An 18349-nucleotide genomic window follows, 5' to 3' on the forward strand; every position below is an offset into this window, starting at 1 on the left:
GCTGCACGGGCGGGTTCTTAAGGCAGTGCAGGCACAGTACTTAAAAACTGCACGATTTCCCTCCACGAAGTGGTGAAAAAATTAGCCGGCGGTAAATGCAGTGCCACCACTGAGAAAACGAACCAAGCGGAGGGATGAGACGTCGGGTTGCACGGGTTTTGCTGCAACTAACCCGTGTCTACGAATTTTGATTCTTGTTGAATCGTTCGTTGGCGATGGCGTTCACCGAAAAGTGTGGTGTTTACTTCTGTTTGCGAAATGGATTCTTGCGACGCAACCGAGTGATGCTCAGACCGATTGAGCCTAGCGCAAGTACGGCCATGGATGACGGCTCTGGAACTGCGGTTGCGGAAGACCATTGTCCGGGCAAACTACTTGACGCTTCTGTTGACAGTGGTGCGTCATCGATCACAGCCAGGTCGCCGATGCCGGCCGCAACGAAGAATTCCTCAGCATCACTTCCTCCGAACACGTCCTCGGAAAAAACAAGGTTCCAACCTGTCGGAGTGTCTCCTGTCCATGAGAAACCGCTGACATTTGACTCAGTAATAGCAAATCCGGGACCCTCATTTAGGGTGACGGATAGCGTTACTGATTGCGCGATTAAATCGCCTACGTTGTCGAAAATTGCGAATCCCGAAATGCTGTCAAGCGACGTGAACGGTGGGTCCGCAAAAAAATCAAAACTGGTTCCGGTGTAGTTTGTTACAACCGCCGCGTTCGCATTTGCCGTATATGCAAACATGCCCAGCGACACGATTGCGATCGGCTTTAATAAGAATTTCGCCATTGTCTTTACTCAAATATAAACAATTGTTCGTAGTTGCGTCGAAAGGCTGTGTAGTCGCGACGGTCGACGTCTCCGTCCAAATCCGAGTCAAATGATGAATCGAACAATTCGTCGTCGCTCGGCTGTTCGTACGTCCGTCGAAATGAAACGTAGTCGCGGCGGTCAACGTCTCGATCGCGATCGGAATCCCCGAACAAACGATAGAACGCATCCGTCGCGGTATCACCAAATGTCAACGAGTCGCCGACGGCTGCATCACCATTTGAATCAAACCCAAATCCATTGAGGTTCTCGATCTTAGTCCCATCAATCGTGAGTTGGTAATTTCCGTCTACTAGCGAACCATATTCGACGAAGGTTCCGCTGAAGGTGAGGTCGGCGATGGTGTGGCCGTTCTGGTCCAGACGGGTGGTGTAGGCAACGTCCACATTGCCGCCGTCTGGGCCGCGTTTGACAACGGTGAATGCGCCGGGGGCAATCGTTACTTCAGCGTCGAATTGGATGGACAGTGATTCCACGCGCGATCGCTGGGCGGTGCCGTCACCCACCGTGATGTCTTGTTTGGTGACCTCCACCAAGTTGTTGACCCCGAGCGTCAACGACTTCTCAAATACCAATCCCGCCGCATCCGTCACGCGGACTCGTACGGCGTACGTGGATTGCGACTCGTAATCCAACACTTCGTCTTGCCGCAAATAAAGCTGGTCCGCGCTGATCAGGAAACGAGCATTGTCGGTATCCCCTTCGCCGGACACCAACTCATAGCTGTGTGTGTCGTCGACGTCGGCGTCCACCGCCGACAACGTTGAGAAAAGCAAATCCGCAGCGGAAGTATCCAGATTCTCGTTGATGGAATCCTCGGAAGGAACGATGTCCGTCGGTGCGTCAGGCGGGTTGCTCCCCAGTCCAGGCGCCGCAACCACCGAGTCGGTTGCGAATGTTACGACAACCGAGTCTCCCGGAGTGGTTGATTGCCAAAATTCAGGAACAACCTGGCGGATCGTGTAGGCCCCCGGCGTCAATGGTGTACCGGATGCCAATTCGGTGAAGCGATAGCCGCCTGTTTCATTGAACGGGGTTTGCGGATCATCGTCGGATGTCAGTTGCGATGGTTCTCCAACGTCCCACTGACCATTGCCGTTGCTGTCGATGTAGACCGTTCGCCCCGCGAGGCCTTGCTCGCCATAGTCCTCGACTCCGTCACTGTTCACATCCCAAAAGAGACGGCCCGTGATCGATGCGGACGGTTGCATCGGTGAGGAGATTAGATGGAAGTTCTGATCCTGGAAGTCCACATCCGGTGATACTTGCAAATGGATCGAAGCACCGGGCATGTCGATGGCGGCGAGGGCAAACGCCACGTAGCCAATCGGAAGTTCACGCAAATCCATATCCAAATCATTCTGGACGCGAATTGTGTCACCCCACGCACGATAAAACTCATTGGCTGCAAACGCGACGCCACGCGACGAACCTGACCAAGAATAGGTTTCCACAATCAATCCGGTGACGGGATCGATTACCAACGCATCGCCTGAAGTCGTGCGAGTCAGCAGGTGGGATCCATCGGTCCATGGACTGAGGTTGAATCCAAATGCGTATGAAGTGCCGTTGATGAAATTGATGTCCATCGGTGCCGCAACAAGTCCTTGCCGCGTGTCGATTCGCGTGATGGTTCCGGCATTTGCATCGAGTACAAACACATTGTCGCCCACCGCCGCCAAACCATGATAGCTTCCGTCGGGAAGGTCGTAGAAGACTTGCGATTGACCCGTTATCGGATCAAGACTCCAGACACCGTTGTCCTCTGAATAGAAAAGCGAATCGGCGTTTATAGCTAGCCCCGCCGCAGATGGCTGAAGTCCGGGGGTTGGGAACGAGTTCAGAACCTCACCCGTGATGGGGTCGTGACGATGGACCGTGCCAATACCATTGTCGAACTCGACTCCGTAAAGCCAAACCTCATCCTGGTTTGCCAAAGCGCGATCGAGATCGTCCACGGCAACCACAACGTCGCCGGGCAGGACATCCATAAACACATAGCTGCCGGCCGCATCCGTGAGCGTCCAAGCTTCCTCTGGATCGCGAATTCCGTTGCGGCTCTCGTCCAAATAAACCACGATGTTTTCGGCTGCCTCACCCGTGTCCAAGACGCCGTTTCCATTCGCATCACGTGAGACGCTTCCACTGATCATCGAAGTCGTTGAGCGGTGGGCCACGTCGAGCGGTGCGAATGCTCCTGAGCTGACTTCGACGATGCTACCTGAGACGGGCGCAACAGAACTGGTCAGCCCACTCACGAACGGAGTGATCCCCTGTCCAACGGAATTGAAGTTCGCGTCAAACGCCTCCAGTCCATTTGTGTTCTGACCATAGATGTAATATTGGCCGTCCAACACGGTCGATGCGTAGACAAAACCCTGCGTCGTGGGAACGGCCTGGACATCCACCACCCGTCCCGTGACCGGATCGAGACGAAACACGCGTTCGTCGTCGCGAGAGAACAGCAGCAAAGCCTCGCCATCGACGGTGGTCGTCATCGATTCGGACAGTGCCGGCATCAAGGGGTAACCAGCGAACTCCGGATCCCATAGCGGAGTGATCGGGGTCGCGCCATGGAAACTATCGGAGAGCGGATCAAAACGCATCAGTCGGTTCGGTCCCGACACGCTTAAATAAACCGCGTCATCCAAGACTGCCATTCCGTACGCGAATGCAGGAGTTCCGCCAGAGGTGGACGGCAGCGGCGTTTCCGAAATGAGCGATCCGTCCAGACTCAACTGCAGTAACAAATCGCGACCGTTGTCGATGACCAAGTACCGATTGCCCCACTTGTTGAGCGAACCGGGAGTGAGGATCGGAACGTCCGTGGAAATATTGCCGACGCTCGTGCCGTTTGGATTCAGCAGGAGGAGTTGCAACCGATAGCCCGAAGGAGAATTGCTGTCGCTGATGCGACGCATCCCGACAAGCCCCTCGGTCTTCTCGAAAGCCTCCACTTGCCGCATGCCCTCTATCGGCAATGTGTCCACGATCACGGGGCCGACTGGAACGTTTGCAAGCGTGTACGAACCGTCGTTGGCCGAGACATCAAATGGCTCGCCTGCATCAAGAAATCCGTTGGCATTCAAATCCGCAAAAACGGTCGTGCCTACCAGCGGATCCTCGCCAATATCAAACGTTCCTGAGCCATCGGCATCGATGAATTGCCGTCCGGAAATCGACTGAGTATCTGCGACGATGCCGAAGTCCAAGTCGACCGTTGTCTGATTTTCAAAAATTCGAACTCGATGCGACGTCGACTCAAACTCAGCCGCCGCAATTCCGTGAGGTACGCCGCTACCAAGTGCTGGCAAGACCCGAATCTTCAACCCCATGTGGTCGCGCACGCCCAGGCTGACCAAATCTTGACCACTGTAGATGTTAGGTTCGAAGACTTCCCCGCCGGCGCCACCCGCGGCTGCGTTGAAGAAAACTTGCGACCATTCCGCCACGATCAGCCCCGTTTCAACATCGATCACAAGCGCATTGTTGTTTTCCAAGCCAACAATCACATTGACGCCATCAGGTGCTTCGGTCAGCGAATCACGAATCTGAATCGAACCTGGTGCATCGAAGTTAACATCGCCAAGTTCCCACGACTCCAAGTATTGGCGACGCGTCAGATCAAAGACGGCAATCGTGTCGGTGTTCGGGTCCGCCACGAATGCCTTCGTCCCAACGATTGCCAAACCACTGCCACTCGGGCCAGCAATGGAATCAACGACCTGTCCCGTTTCCGGCGATAGGATGTCGATTCCGTCACTATCAGACTGATACAGCCAACGACCGTCGGAAGCGAATCCAATCGCGACGTCCGTCGGATCCGGCGGTGCTGCGAAAGAATTCAAAATCTCGCCGGTTCCAGGATCAATTTCCTGGATGATCGAATCCTCGCCGTTGAAGTTTTGATGAACGAACACGCGAGTAACAGAATCCCCCCAAGCGACCACATTCGATTGTGATGGAGAAACGACTCGAACAATGTATTCACCGGGAGCGATGCCGGAGAACGTGTAGCGTCCTTCCGAGCCTGTGATCTCAGTCGGTTCACCGGTATCCAAAAATCCGTTGTCATTGAGGTCCACAAAAACGGTATGCCCAGTTGAGCCGCTTTCACTTCCATCAACGGAACCGCTGCCATTGGAATCAAGCACCACTTGGCCTGAGATCGACGAAAGCATCCTGGTGAAACCAAAGTCCTGCGTTGTCGCGTTGCTGGTTGTGACGCTCACGATCGCACTGGCAACCCGATGATTTGTGGACGCCAGCCCATACTGCGTCACAGTGCCAAAACCGCGAATTGATTGGTAGTTCGCATCCACTACCTCGATGCCCCCGGCAACTGCAAGGTACCGTTCGTTATCCAGAACGGTCGACGCATTCGGTAAGTTTCCATACACCGAATCGGCTGGGGTTGGCAACGAAGCCACCGCGGTCACCGGATCAATCGTGAAACGATAACCGTCGTCAGTATCGAGAAACAGTGATTGACCATCGAGCGATATTGAGAAGGAGTTGCGCGCGGTGGGGGCGACCGGATTAAATGTTCCAGGTGGCTCCGTCAATCCCCAGTCGTAGGTCAGCGGTCGTTCGCGAATAAAGTCGTTGGTCGCTGGATCGTACTCGACGAGATTCAAGTGGCCATGCAGGCCGTCGCGAACGGAGAAAATCGTCCCGCCGAACACTGCCGGACCATAATCCGTTACCGGCGAATACTCGGTTTGGCCATTCGTCGGATTGGTGAAGGCTTCGCCCAACGGCCGGCTATCAATGAGCTGTCCGTCAAGCGTCAACTCATAAATCATGTCACCAAAGTCATCGGTTAGGATCAAACGATCTCGATAGTAGGCTAAACCGATCGCACCGGTCGTCAGTGGAATATCGGTGAAAAAACGATCAACGACCGTACCTGTGTCAGGATCAAACTCCCACAACTCCGCGAAATATCCTGTTTGCGAACTCGGACTTGAATAGAGTTCCGCACCAAACAGACGTCCGGTCGATGTGTATGCGTCGCTGGGCCGGTAGCCGACCGGCGGTTGCGTGCTGACCAAATATGCTCCGGGGTCCAAACCTTCGAGCGAGTAGGAACCGTCTGCAGCAGAAGTGGTGGCAAACTCATCGGAATCCGGCCAATGATTCCCGTTCGTGTCGATGTAGACCGTCACGCCTTCAATGGGTAACTCACTGCCATCGATGATGCCATCGTTGTTCGCATCCTCACCAACATGCCCCAAAATCGATCCCGCGGTTGCAGCATAACCTTGGTTTACAACGACATCCTCGACGCCGCTGATGAATACACCGTATTGAACAAAATTCGCAGCGCTCAGTCCCTGTGAGTCCGGATTAGGCAGCGTACCGATTTGGGCGAGCGTTTCGTCGTAGACTCGCAGGGCACCCTGCGATTGCGTTCCTCGTAGATACAACTGATTATTCAATGTTGCCGCTGACCAAACTCCATTGCCAGTGTCAGAGAAGTTGAAGAACGACTCGATCTGCGCTGTGAACGGGTTGAGCACAAAGACTCGGTCGTCAGCGTTGGCGAAGAACCAGATCGATTGACCATCAGGCGATTCGACAATGTTCCCAGACGGCGGCAACGATGGAAGTTGCCCAACGAGATTCGAGGCGATCGTGATCGAACGCTCATTGCTAAGCACTCCGGACTCCGGATCAAGCGTCCTTATTTTGAATTCGTTTCCAGTGATCCAGTAAACCGTGCCACCAACAACGGCCGGTCCTTGGCTGTAAGGAATGCCCCAGCTCAACGGTGGTATTGGAATTTCACGAACCAGACCACCTCGAGCGTTCAACTGAATCAGCACATCTCGAGCGTTGTCAATCGTATAGATGTACTGTCCATCCGTTGTCGCACTGCTGGGGTCGATAACCTCAATTGCTGTTGAGATCTCATCCAAAATGGAACCGTTCTGCGGGTCCAAGTAGCGGATTCGAAGTGATTCACCAGTCGGACTTGCCGCATCAGAAACATCAGTCGTTGCAACCAGGTAGTCTGCAGCAGACTCGAAAGTGGTGGGGCGGTAACCCGATGGCCAAGACCGTCGAATCCATTGGTCCCCGATGGAAACATCGGTCAATGTAAAGCTCCCATCCGTCCCACTGACTGTGCTGGGCTCTCCATTGTCGAGTAGTCCGTTGTTGTTCAGGTCCGCGTAGACAGCGACCCCTTCCAGTGGCAAATCGCCGGCGTCTTGCACCCCGTTTTGGTTGACGTCCTGAAACTGAATCCCAGACACCGTTCGCAAAAGAGGCAACACGGCGAAGTCGTTCCCAGTGGAAACCGCATCCAGCAGAAGCGTCAATCGGTGCGAGTTGTCTTCGAAGACTCTTGCGGCTAGCGAATCCGGAGAGATCGCAAGTGTTTCGGTCTGCAGAACACTCCCCGTGGCATCCAACGTGGATAGCTCGCCAGCATCATGACTGATGAAGATTGAGCCACCGGCGCCGGCGAGTCCCTGGTGACGCAGAGAGTCAGGCGGAGTGGAAAGGACATTCAGAATGGTGGCGGTTTGCGGATGCACTACGAGGATTTCGTCTGCCGCATTGCGAACCAATAACTCAGCTCCGTCCGCTGATTCGCCCATCGCGAAGGCAAGATCGAGTTGCAAACCGCTGTAGGATCCTCCGGAGTTCACCGCCGGAACGTTAAGTGTTCGGCTTAGCGTACGAGAATCGATGTCATAGACCTTGATCAGATTATCGATGTCATTCAGCAGAAACAGCTCGTTGCCAAGAACCGCTGCACCACCAGGAGGGGAATTGCCGGTGGACACCGAGAAATATGAGACCGCAGAGAAATCACTCGGGTCAATCACAACGACCGCAGGAGCTCCCGGCGGGGTACGTCCAGCCGCGTACAACCAGGTTCCGTCAAATGCCAGCGCGGTCGAGTCAACAAGACCTTCGAAAGGCCCGGTAACAAACTGCTGGCGAATGATGCTGCCTGTACTCGGGTCAATCTCAGCAATGAGGCTATCCTGATCCATCGCAAACAGAACTTCTTCACTGATGCTGGGTGACGTGATGTCGGCAGCATAAGGAAGCGAGACTCGCACGACCGATTCTCCTGGCATCACAGCATCCAGCACATAAGAGCCGTCGATTGGCGTCACGACGCTGGGTTCGTCAGGGTCAAACGCGCCGTTCTCATTGAGATCAACGTAAACCGTTGCCCCGCCAATCCCCTCTTCGCCCGCGTCTTGAATGCCGTTCTGGTTGCTGTCCTGGAAAACGACGCCTTCGACGCGAGTTTGATTCACATGAACGGCGAAGTCGGCCACAATCTGGTCATCGCCCGAATCGATTTGTGCTGTGACGGGAACGGGACTGGTGATGACATAGCCCGCCTGCGATTCAATGGCGACCTGATAGGTTCCAATCAACAACTGCTCGAAACGATAGGTGCCCGTTTCATCGAAGCCTGTGGCAGGGTCGTCCGTCAGCGTTGTCGTGGACGGTTCGCCAACTTCTCTGACGCCATTGTCATTTGCATCGAGAAAAACGATCCATCCTGACAATGGTTCTTCACCAAATTCCTGAACGCCATTTGCGTTCACATCGTCGTAAACGACACCGGAAATCGTCGACTGATTTGATGTTACACCAACATCAAAAACCTCGACTTGATCGGGCGAGGAATAAGACCGCCCCGTTTCAATGGGACTTGTTGCAAACCAGTTTGGATTTTCGTCGTAGCGGAACCAAAAGAAGTCCGATGACAGCGGGTCCCAATCAAACGGAACCGGCACAATCTCGTAAACGCCGGTTTCGTCTTCCGGCGTCGTCGGATCGTCCGTTTGGGTGATTGCGTTGGTTTCGAACGAATCAAACGAATCGTTTCCATTGTTGTCGCGATAGATGCGTTGCCCAGCGATACCGGGTTCGCCGTCATCACGCATGCCATTGGAATTCAGGTCTTCGTAGACAAACCCACGAACGGACGCGCGGTTGCGTGTCGCTGGCACGTCGACATCCAATTCGGTGTCTTCAAACTCCAAGGTCACTGAGATCAGCCGCCCCGGCGAACTCAGATAACTGAACCAAAAATCTCGCACCGCGAGATCGAACGTGCCTAGGGGAACGTTGGCAAATGAGAAAACGCCGCCCTCGTCGATCTCCGGAGTCGCAGGATCATCATCGGGAGTCCGAATCTCGGGCTCATTCGCTTCACGAAAGCCGTTCTGGTTGTAATCGAGATAGATCCCTGCGTTCTCAGCACCGGGCTCGCCTGGATCCTTGATGCCGTTGTCGTTTGCATCATCGAACACGACACCGCGGACCGTACGCCGAGGGTCACGTTCCACCGTTAGGACATCCGAGACCGCGTCACCATTGCCCGCACCATTCCCGCCCAGCACAACGCCAAACAGGTCGGCTATCGAATCGTTGTCATTGAGACGCAGTTGCAGCGTTCCATCACCGGATCCTGTTTGGACGACGACGGTGTAGGAGATTCCATCCCCCTGATCGCTCACGCTGCTGACCTGCGCCCCTGTCACACCGGCTGACTGAACCACGTCGAAATCATCCACGTCGACGCCTGCAACACTTTCGCTGAACGTCACAGTGAACGAGAAAGGGTCGGCTCCCGAAATGAAACTTTGGGAAGCAATAATTGATTGGACCACGGGTGGTGCATCGTCATCCGCGATCAGCCCCTCGGCCGTCGAGTCCGCGATCGATGCGAATGAACTTGGGTTGCTCAGCGAGACCGTAAAACCTTCATCAGCTTCCACATCCGTGTCACCGCTGACATTGATCATGACGACCTTTGCAGATTCACCATCGGAAAATTCGATCGTGCCGTTGGGAAATGTCCCTGTAAAGTCATCCGGGTTGGCTGACAAAGCCCCCGATCCTGTGACTGCGTAATCAACACTCACAATTCCGGTCGTGCTACCAAACCGTGTCACAGTGAAGGTGAAGGCGGTGTTTCCCCCATTTCCTTCTGGCTTGGATGCGTCGGTGGCGGCGATCGACAATGTCGCCGGTGTGCTGTCGATGATGTCCGCCGTTGCGGTTGCCGTGCCGATCGTCACCGAAGCAAGACTTGGCGAGGATATCTGCGCGACCAATGTCTCCGTTGATTCGAAGATTCCGTCGTCGACGACATCGATCGTGATCGTTCCAGTAGTTGAACCATCAGGAACGATGATTTGAGCGTCTGCTGCAATGGCGACGTAGTCAGCGGTCGGTGTGGCGGTGCCCGTGCCGAGATCGTCGAACTCAAACGTGATCGGCGCACCTGTGGTGTTGACGGTGTCCAGTGTGACAGTGAAAACGACACTCGCGGGTCCGTCCTCGTCACCGTCTGTTGTTGCGGACAAGGTTGCGTTGGCGTCTTCGTTGTCAAGAATATTGACCAAGCTACTGGTGGCCGACGAGTCGATTGTCACCCCCGGCGAAATGCTGCTGATACTTGTTAGGGTCAATGAAACGGACTCCGATACTTCCAACAAGGAATCATCGATCACGGGAATCGTGATGGTAGTGCCAGTGCTGCCGGCGGGAATTGTCGCTGTACCCGAGACCGGCGCGTAATCGCTTCCTGAGCTGGCTGTCCCTCCAACCGAATACGTCACAACGGTGTCCGCGGTCGCTTCTGCTGACTGCGTCAGGTGGACGATACCGTTCGTGGGCCCCGATTCACTGGCACTGGTTGATTCCTCTCCAGTGACGACGAACCGCGTAGCAGCATTCGTGTTGTTGAAACGAATCCCCGGTTGAATGCTGAACGGAAATTGATTGGGTGCCAGATCGTTCGAGAGCACAATCATCCCGATTCCGTCCGACGTTTCCGGGCCTACTGAGGGAGCGCCAAAAGCTCCGGTTCCGAAGCTGAGGGAATACCAGCCCGGATCCAGCGTGGCCGAAAAAGGCGTCATCACATCACCACCAGACAGGTTTCCCGGCACCGAGAACGTGGTTGACGCGACGACATCTGTCGCCGATAGATCGTTTGAATCCGGATAGTCCGTCTCAGAGGTCAGCGCAGTGATCGCCGCGAACAAAGTGACTGGAGCTGGATCGGTGTTTCGAAAAAAGCCGCCAACATCGGCAATTGTCGTGGAGGTTCCCACCACCTCAAATCGATGGGATTGCCAAAAATCATCGTTAACAACCGTCGATTGGAACAGGCTTGGGTTGAATGTTCCATCAGCCGACTCAAAGCTGAATGGCCCACTGCCAACAAACCCAACCGTTGCGGTGTCGTTGTCGACGATGCTGATGCTCGCAGTTTCTGCCCCCGCTTCAATCGACACGCCCGGCGAACCGTTGGTGATTCCTGTCAGCGTCACGGTGATTGACTCCGTGCCCTCAACTATCAGGTCGTCAATCACCGGGATCAAAATAGTAGAACTCGTCGTCCCCGCGGCAATCGTCACCGAACCCACCAACGCCGAATAATCATCACCCGAAGCGGCGGTGCCCCCGACAGAATACGCCAGCGTTGTGTCGGTGGCGGCGGCGAGCGTTTGCGTCACCGTGAACGAACCATTTGATGTGGCTGTTTCATTGCCATCGGTGAGGCCAGAAAGACTCACTGTTGCGACGTCGTTCTCGAGAACATCTAACTGTGTGTCAGATGGAATGGTTTCCGAATAGTTCAGCTGCTCGAGCCGATAGACGCGAAAGTCGCTGTCGTAAGTGGAGAAATAGGCTCGGTCCTGATCGTCGAAGTCCAAATCAAAAACGCTATACGAATACAGGTGATCGACCAGTCCATTGCTGCGTGCGATTTCCGAACCGTCGCTGTCCAGTGCAATCAGCTGCAGCAGATCGGTGTCATAGACAGCCGTTAAGATCCGTCCTTGCGAATCCACATCACCTCGTTGGATGAACGCATTGGCGTTTTCTCCCGGAAGGTTCGCAAAGCCGTGGATGCCAAAAGATGTATCCACGGATCCATCCGGCAATAGCCGTGTCACTTCCGCGTTTTGATCGCCCGTAATATCTGACCGACCACCGAAAAGAAGAATACGACCGGATTCATCTACCGCAACGTCTTTGACAAGGACATTGCTGGGCCCAGAGATTGTTACCACTCCCGAAGTTCCGAAACTGGGGTCTGCACCACCGCCAGGCATTAATTTCACAACTTGTGATTCCCCATCCGCTACGTTTCCGGCCAGCAGAACGGAGTCGTCTGGCAACGCGACGATCATGGTCCCTTGTTGCAACGGGGTGACCGCTGAGTCGTCAAAGTTTGGATCGATGGTCCCGTTTGCTAGGATTCGCTTTGCATAGGTCGTGACGGCCGAATTCACACGTCGAGTCGAAATCGCAACGACCGAATTGTCTGACAGGGCGACCAAGTCGTTGTGAAGTCCCCACACGGTTGCATCGATTTCCAAAACCCCTGACGCACCAAAGCCGGTGTCGATGGAGCCGTCTGCATTGAGTCGCAACAGGTATTGTTTGTTCGGGGGCGAGAGCGCCGTGGGTCCACGCACGAAGGAAACAACAAGCTTCCCGTTTGGTAGCTGAACGATGTCTCCTGGGGACTCGTCAAGACCGACGAAATACTCGTAGTCGTATCGAACGATTCCGTTGTCGCCGAAGGTGGTATCGGGTGTTCCATCCACATTGAAACGCACAATGTTGAACCTATCCCGCTGGCGGTTGTAGCTGGTGACAACTTTGCCGTCCGCTTGGACCAAATGCTCGCCAAACGTGGGAAGATAAAAGGATTCGTTTTCAACCGCACTGATCGAAGCTGCTCCGGCATCACCATAGGTCGAGTCGAACTCGATCGGCGGTCCCGTCGATGCGGTCACCAGGATGGTCTCATCGCCTGTCACCAAGTCGTCGTCGTCGACTCCAACGGAGAAGGTCGCTGAAGCGGAACCGGATGGAATCAACACCGTCGCGGGAATCACCAAACGTGATGAAGGATCAGATCTCAGCGTCACGATCAGATCCTCTTCGACCGGTCCGATTCGTTGGACGGTGCCCGTCGCATTGGTTCCACCCTCCGTCACCGTTGCGGCATCGATTGTGACGCTCAGTGCCGTCACGTCATCGTTCCGAATCGTGCCGTCTGCCGCCCCAATCGAGATCGCTGCGGGCGCGCTTGGATTGCTTAGAGTGACCGTGAAGGTTTCGTCCGTCTCCGCGATCAAATCGCCGCTAACGTCAATGGTGACAACTTGCGTTGTTTCGCCGTCAGCAAAGCTGACCGTGCCGGTCGGATAAGTTCCCCCAAAATCATCTGCATCTGCGGCGTCAACGCCTGAACCGCTCACTGCGTAATCCACCGTCATCGTTCCAGTGGTATCGTTCGATCGTGTCACGGTGAATGTGAACGGTGACGCCCCGGCATTCCCCTCGCTGTTGTCCGCCTGGTTCGCAGCGATGCTGAATGCGGCCGACGAAACCGTATAGAGCGGCCCGGTCACTTGCCCACCATCGAGCGAATTGCCCACCGTATCGCTGATCGAATTCGCGGCTTGAACGTTGAGTCCTAAAGTTCCATTTCCGCCCTCGTGAGTCACCGTCACCACGTAGGACGCCCCTGAGCCGGCAACCTGGCTGACCGCGGCGCCACTCACCCCCGATGCCGCCACTTCGAAGTCCTCGAGATCAACGTTGACGACGGATTCAGTGAACTCAACATTGAAATCCAACGACCGACTGGATGTAGGCGACGCCGATGCTCTGGTAATCGATTCCACTTGGGGAGCACGAGTATCAACCACGTACGCATCGAAGGAATTCGCGGGAGTGAATAGTTGATTACCGGCGAAATCGGTTGCCAACGGTCCCGGCGTGACATCGATTGAGATCGTCCCTTCGCCTACTCCCGGCGTGACAAAGACACGTTTTTGAGTGCCCGATACCGTCTGGATCGACGCAATCCCTGCGGCGGGAAAGCCGGACTGATCGATACTGACATCTCCCAGTCCGAATGCGGTGACGCTTTCACTCAACGTGATCAGAAAACTCAGTGAGGAAGCATTCGTTGGAGACGCATTCTCCAACGCAACGGTTTGCACTGTTGGGGCGATACGGTCAATCTGATAAACAGCTCCGATGCCACTGACAACGGAAGGACTGTTGCCAACAAGATCACTGAAGTTGCCATCATTGACCAACCTCAATCCAAAATTGCCGGTTCCCGTTCCGGTATTCAGCAATACATCATAGGTGTCACCCGATCCAGTGATTTCGGTTACAGAGACGCCGGAGATAGGGTCGGACGAGCTTGAGCTGAAAATCAACGGCTGTAAGTTGTCGGTCGAAAGACCGATTACCGGTTCATCAAACTCGATTCGGTAGCGAACCTGCGGAAGATTGGTCGGAGAAGGATCGAGAGCTGAAACAGCAAAACTCGCGGGCGCGGTTTTGTCGATCGTGTAGCTTTCACCGGAAGTGAATGAACCGTCTTTGTTGCCAGTCGTTCCAGCACCACCCAAAGGTTTATTGGCGTTCGTGGCACTTTTAATGGAATCGTCGTCGATCAAGTCGAGGCTCAAGGATCCATCGCCCGATCCAGTTGCCACGTTCACCGTGTAAACTGCTCCCGATCCGGAAACCGGTTCGACGCTGGCTAATGTGGGGCCGTTCGCATCAACGATGAAGTCGGAAGCGTCGACACCAGCTACGGCTTCGTCGAATGTCACCGTGAATGCAACGCTATTTGCATTGGTCGGATTCGCATCTGCTCGCACGATTGACAAGACTTCTGGCCCTGGCCCTGCAAGCACCCGCCTCTCCTCGAGCATCTCCATCCGAAGCTGCTGTCGTCGGTAACGCTGTGCACGTTTACGATTGCGGGACTTTCGATCGCTACGCTGTCGTCCCAATTTGTTGGTCAGCCACGATCTCATCAGCATTGACTCCGACGCTTGGATGCACGTTCTGCGTTTGCTCAGGGCTCCAGAATAGCGAAGCAGTTCCACTGATTGGGGCGTGGCCAACCACTAAGCCGATATAATGGGCGGCAAAGAGGCCTTGCGAGGGGATCCAGCACCCCTCCTCGCGGCTAAGTCGATAGCTGCGTCAGGTGTGGCCGCAGAGACTGATTTTCTAGAACGACGATTCGACTCAACAAGCATCTCAGGTGGGATCCATCGACGTCTGTAGACGCACGCTAAATTGGCACAAATCTGGGATGCGAGCTTGGTTCATTGATTCCCAGTCTTTCCCCGATATGGTCCCAATCTGCATCCAAGCAACCGAACGAAAACTTGTTGAAATTCAGTTCGTGAGGGATGCCGCTGGCTGCGAGGTTTGCCTAAAAGTCAGCAGCGCCGCACATCGGTGGAGCAACGATTTCGCAGAAAGGCTACCTGCCCTAATGAGATACCATGAAAGATCGATTTAGAGAGGCAAACTTGAATCCATCCAGCTCAGCCGGCACCTTACAGCTTGTCATTTGCCGCAGAAGAAAAGCATGAAAGCAGAGAAGCCATGCGTGTTGTGTGAAGTCGATCCTGCCTTCAATGAGCATCATTTGATTCCGCGTCATTGCCACCGGAAGACTTGGTGGAAGAAACGTTTTGCAAAAGAAGAGATGCAGCGAACGATTTCAGTTTGCAAGATGTGCCATCGATCGATTCACAACTTGATCCCCGACGAAAAGGAGTTGGGCCGCGATTATTTCACGATCGAGAGACTGAAAGCGAACCCAGCGTTCGCCAACTACCTGGCCTGGAAGCGCCGCCGCATGTGACGCCAGAGCGTTCCGGCCAAAGACGCCCCACCCTCCAAATCATGTTGCGAGCGGACGCCGCCTGGCGTTTCCGAGCGTCAACCCAACTGCCACAGCACATTGTCCCATCAACAATACACCGCGTCACCAGGTGACGCGGCTTTGTCGGATCGCAGCGAAAACCGGACGGCTTATGCGGCGGCGGATTTGCCGCTCAGCATCGCGCCGGATAGCGTGGTGTAAGTCAACAGCCAAGCCTCCTTCACATCCTCGGTGAAGTCATCACCGAGGCCTTGCCCGAGTGTCCAAATCAATGCTTCCCCCACGGTTGCATAGCTGGAATCAGGCACCTCGTATTCGACCGCGTGCTTCCGTCCCAACGCTTGAACGGTCGGCAAGATCGTTTCGAGTCGATCGAGAGAAGTCACCGCCAGCGTGATCGTGCTCATCAGCTTCTTGCCTTGTTCGCTCATATCGCCCTTGAACAAAGCCCGCAGGCTCGGATCGAGAGTGAACAACCTTCCGTAGAACAATTCCGCGGCTTGCTCTGAAATTGGTTTGACCTTTTCCCAACTCTCTTTGACGAGAGTGACTTGTTCTGGAGTCATGTCGAGTGTGCTCTTTGAATCAGTGAAGTTAAAATGAATTGGGAACGAGATTCCCACAAATTGGTTCTGGGTCGCGTCTTTCGGTAGCGGCAGCGTCACCGTGCCGATTGCTACTTCATGGGCACTCGAACAATGACGCCACCCATGACGTCGTCTTTTACGAATTCGGGGTAATCATCACCGCGATTGGGGTGATCGTTGTGGCAGCTCCAACACGCTTCCGCGACAGCTTTGTCGGCATACGCGGCGACGAAATACTTCTCACCACCGAGCTCTTCTTCGCCGTAAAAGTTTTCGGTCGGGTTCTCAGCGATGAAATCCAAAGCCGTGATTTCGAGATCGCTCTTTGGTTTGTTCTGTTCATTGAGAGGCCATTTGCTCTTCAACGCGTACGTGAATCCGGCTTCCGGATTGTCGAACACCAACTCGGATCCCATTCGGAACATTTGCGCCGGAAGCGGGATCGTGTGTTCTTCGTCTTCCCAGTACTCGCTGGGTTCGACCGGGGCCTCTTGCTTTTTCAGTCGCGTGACAACTTTGGATGCGTAGACCGTGCGGTCAGCCATCATCACCGCATGAACCGCATCGGCAAACTTCTTGTACGGGATGCCGGGTTCAGATGGCTCCGAAGGTGTTGCCGACGCGTTTGCACCACCGCCACATCCGGTGGAGGTTGCAACTAGCAGACAAAGCAGACTGAAAAGGAACGTGTTGGGTGTGAATCTGGAAAACATGAAAAGGTCCTAGGGTTGGGCGTGCCTTGGAAAAGCCGAACGAAACGGCTGAATAGAACGTCGCGGGATATCCGGTGACAAAGATCACCAGTTGACGAATCGATTGTTTGAGTCACTTCTTCTTCGAACGTGCCTCCTTCTTACGTTGTCTTTCTTCGAATCTCGCTTTCACGAGGTCAATGCTTTCAACATGCACCGCAGGGGTCTCGGCGAAACAGTTTTCGATCAGTTGCGGGTCGGCCAATGCATCGATCGAAAAACCAAGTCCATGACACTGCATGCACACATCACGAATCATTTTTTCATTGGGCCGGAGGTTGTCGTTTTGGTTGTGGTTGGCCCAGACGTTGCCGTCGTCATCTTCCACTCGTGGCATATGACAGGTCGCACATGAAACGCCACTTCCCGCGGGTGCCGTCCCAGCGATCTCGTTCTGCCAAGCGGCATAGTGGCTGGTCGTCAGAAACGCCTGGCTGTGATCGTCGGCATGGCATGTCAAACAAGCATCGACGGATGCGTACTCGGTATCGAAGCGGTGCCCGGAATGACACGCGTTGCAATCAAGCTGGCGGTGCGCCGCATCCACGTGCATCGAGATTCGAGCATCGCCCGGTGTCATTGCAGACAAACCCGCCGCCAACCGCATCCCGTGATGGCCTTGGAAAAACGTTTCCATCTGTCCCGGATGGCAAGTGCCACACATTTGCACGGAGACCTCACGGTTCCACACTGGGTCGCTCTTGGAATCCGCCTCTGTCTCGTCGCTAGGCGTCTGCAGATGGCAACCGCTGCAGTTCACTCCTGCCGATGCGTGAGCCGTGGACGCCCAATCATTCAAAACATTGACGGCGTCGAAATCCGTGCCGGACCATTCCTCAGGTGCGTCGGCATCGGTTGCAGACAATGATTTCTCAGAATCAACCAGCATCGGCTCGCGAGCCAGCCCTACCATCTCGTCGAGGAAGTCATCTTCATCGGCGTGCTTCAACAGGAAGTTCTCGTAGAGAGCCCGGTTGTCGTGATAGTTGTGACAACCGGCCGTTGCGCACGAGTCAAACTTGAACTCGGCATGACTGGGACGTGTCTCGAGAGTCTCCTGATGGCAGTGGTAGCAATAGTCTGATGGCATTGTCAGCCCCATCGGTAGCGTCTGTTCGTCAACGTGTTCCCGATGGCAAGTGACGCAGTTGGTGGCATCCAAAACCGACAACAACTCGGCATTGGTTGGGTCATTGAACTTGCTTGACGGATGCGTGTCCTTCGCAAGTCGCAGTTCTTCCGCGTGACAACTGGTGCAGGCATCTTCCCGCAGTCCGCTGCCCTCGGTGTGACACAGATCGCATCGCATCTCGATTTGATAGTGTCCGTGCGATGTCTTGCCGGGCAACAACATCGTCTTGGTCGACGCTCCCGGCGCAAATGCAGAGTACGCGATGCCAGCGACCACCAGCACGTTGACGCCGATCAAACTCAGCCACAATTGTTTCGCCGCTGTCAT

Annotated in this window: 6 protein-coding genes; 1 reads left to right on the forward strand and 5 read right to left on the reverse strand. The window is 54.7% G+C overall.

The window, feature by feature from the left end; translation table 11 throughout:
* Positions 1 to 241: 241 nt before the first annotated feature.
* Both RE6C_RS00635 and RE6C_RS00640 read right to left on the reverse strand, forming a co-directional pair.
* Entirely contained in the window at positions 242 to 790 is a 549-nt protein-coding gene (locus RE6C_RS00635) for a PEP-CTERM sorting domain-containing protein (protein WP_039960836.1), read from the reverse strand.
* 5 nt (positions 791 to 795) lie between these two features.
* A complete protein-coding gene (locus RE6C_RS00640; protein ID WP_236617830.1) occupies positions 796 to 14562 on the reverse strand; it encodes an SdrD B-like domain-containing protein in 13767 nt (4588 codons plus the stop codon).
* A gap of 689 nt (positions 14563 to 15251) precedes the next feature.
* On the opposite strand from RE6C_RS00640, the gene RE6C_RS00645 reads away from it, so the two are divergent.
* Entirely contained in the window at positions 15252 to 15530 is a 279-nt protein-coding gene (locus tag RE6C_RS00645; RefSeq protein WP_008652875.1) for a hypothetical protein, read from the forward strand.
* Positions 15531 to 15700: 170 nt separating this feature from the next.
* Here RE6C_RS00645 and RE6C_RS00650 read toward each other — a convergent pair whose 3' ends face one another.
* The 3 genes from RE6C_RS00650 to RE6C_RS00660 form a co-directional block, all read right to left on the reverse strand.
* Positions 15701 to 16210: a globin family protein gene (locus tag RE6C_RS00650; protein ID WP_039960869.1), complete on the reverse strand. Its 510-nt coding sequence runs from the start codon at positions 16208 to 16210 to the stop codon at positions 15701 to 15703.
* A 17-nt stretch (positions 16211 to 16227) separates the two neighbouring features.
* Entirely contained in the window at positions 16228 to 16851 is a 624-nt protein-coding gene (locus RE6C_RS00655; protein WP_008652879.1) for a Tll0287-like domain-containing protein, read from the reverse strand.
* 112 nt (positions 16852 to 16963) lie between these two features.
* Positions 16964 to 18349, reverse strand: coding sequence for an ammonia-forming cytochrome c nitrite reductase subunit c552 (locus tag RE6C_RS00660; protein ID WP_008652881.1), 1386 nt, complete (start codon positions 18347 to 18349; stop codon positions 16964 to 16966).

Source organism: Rhodopirellula europaea 6C, from assembly GCF_000338295.1.
GTDB classification, from domain to species: Bacteria; Planctomycetota; Planctomycetia; order Pirellulales; family Pirellulaceae; genus Rhodopirellula; species Rhodopirellula europaea.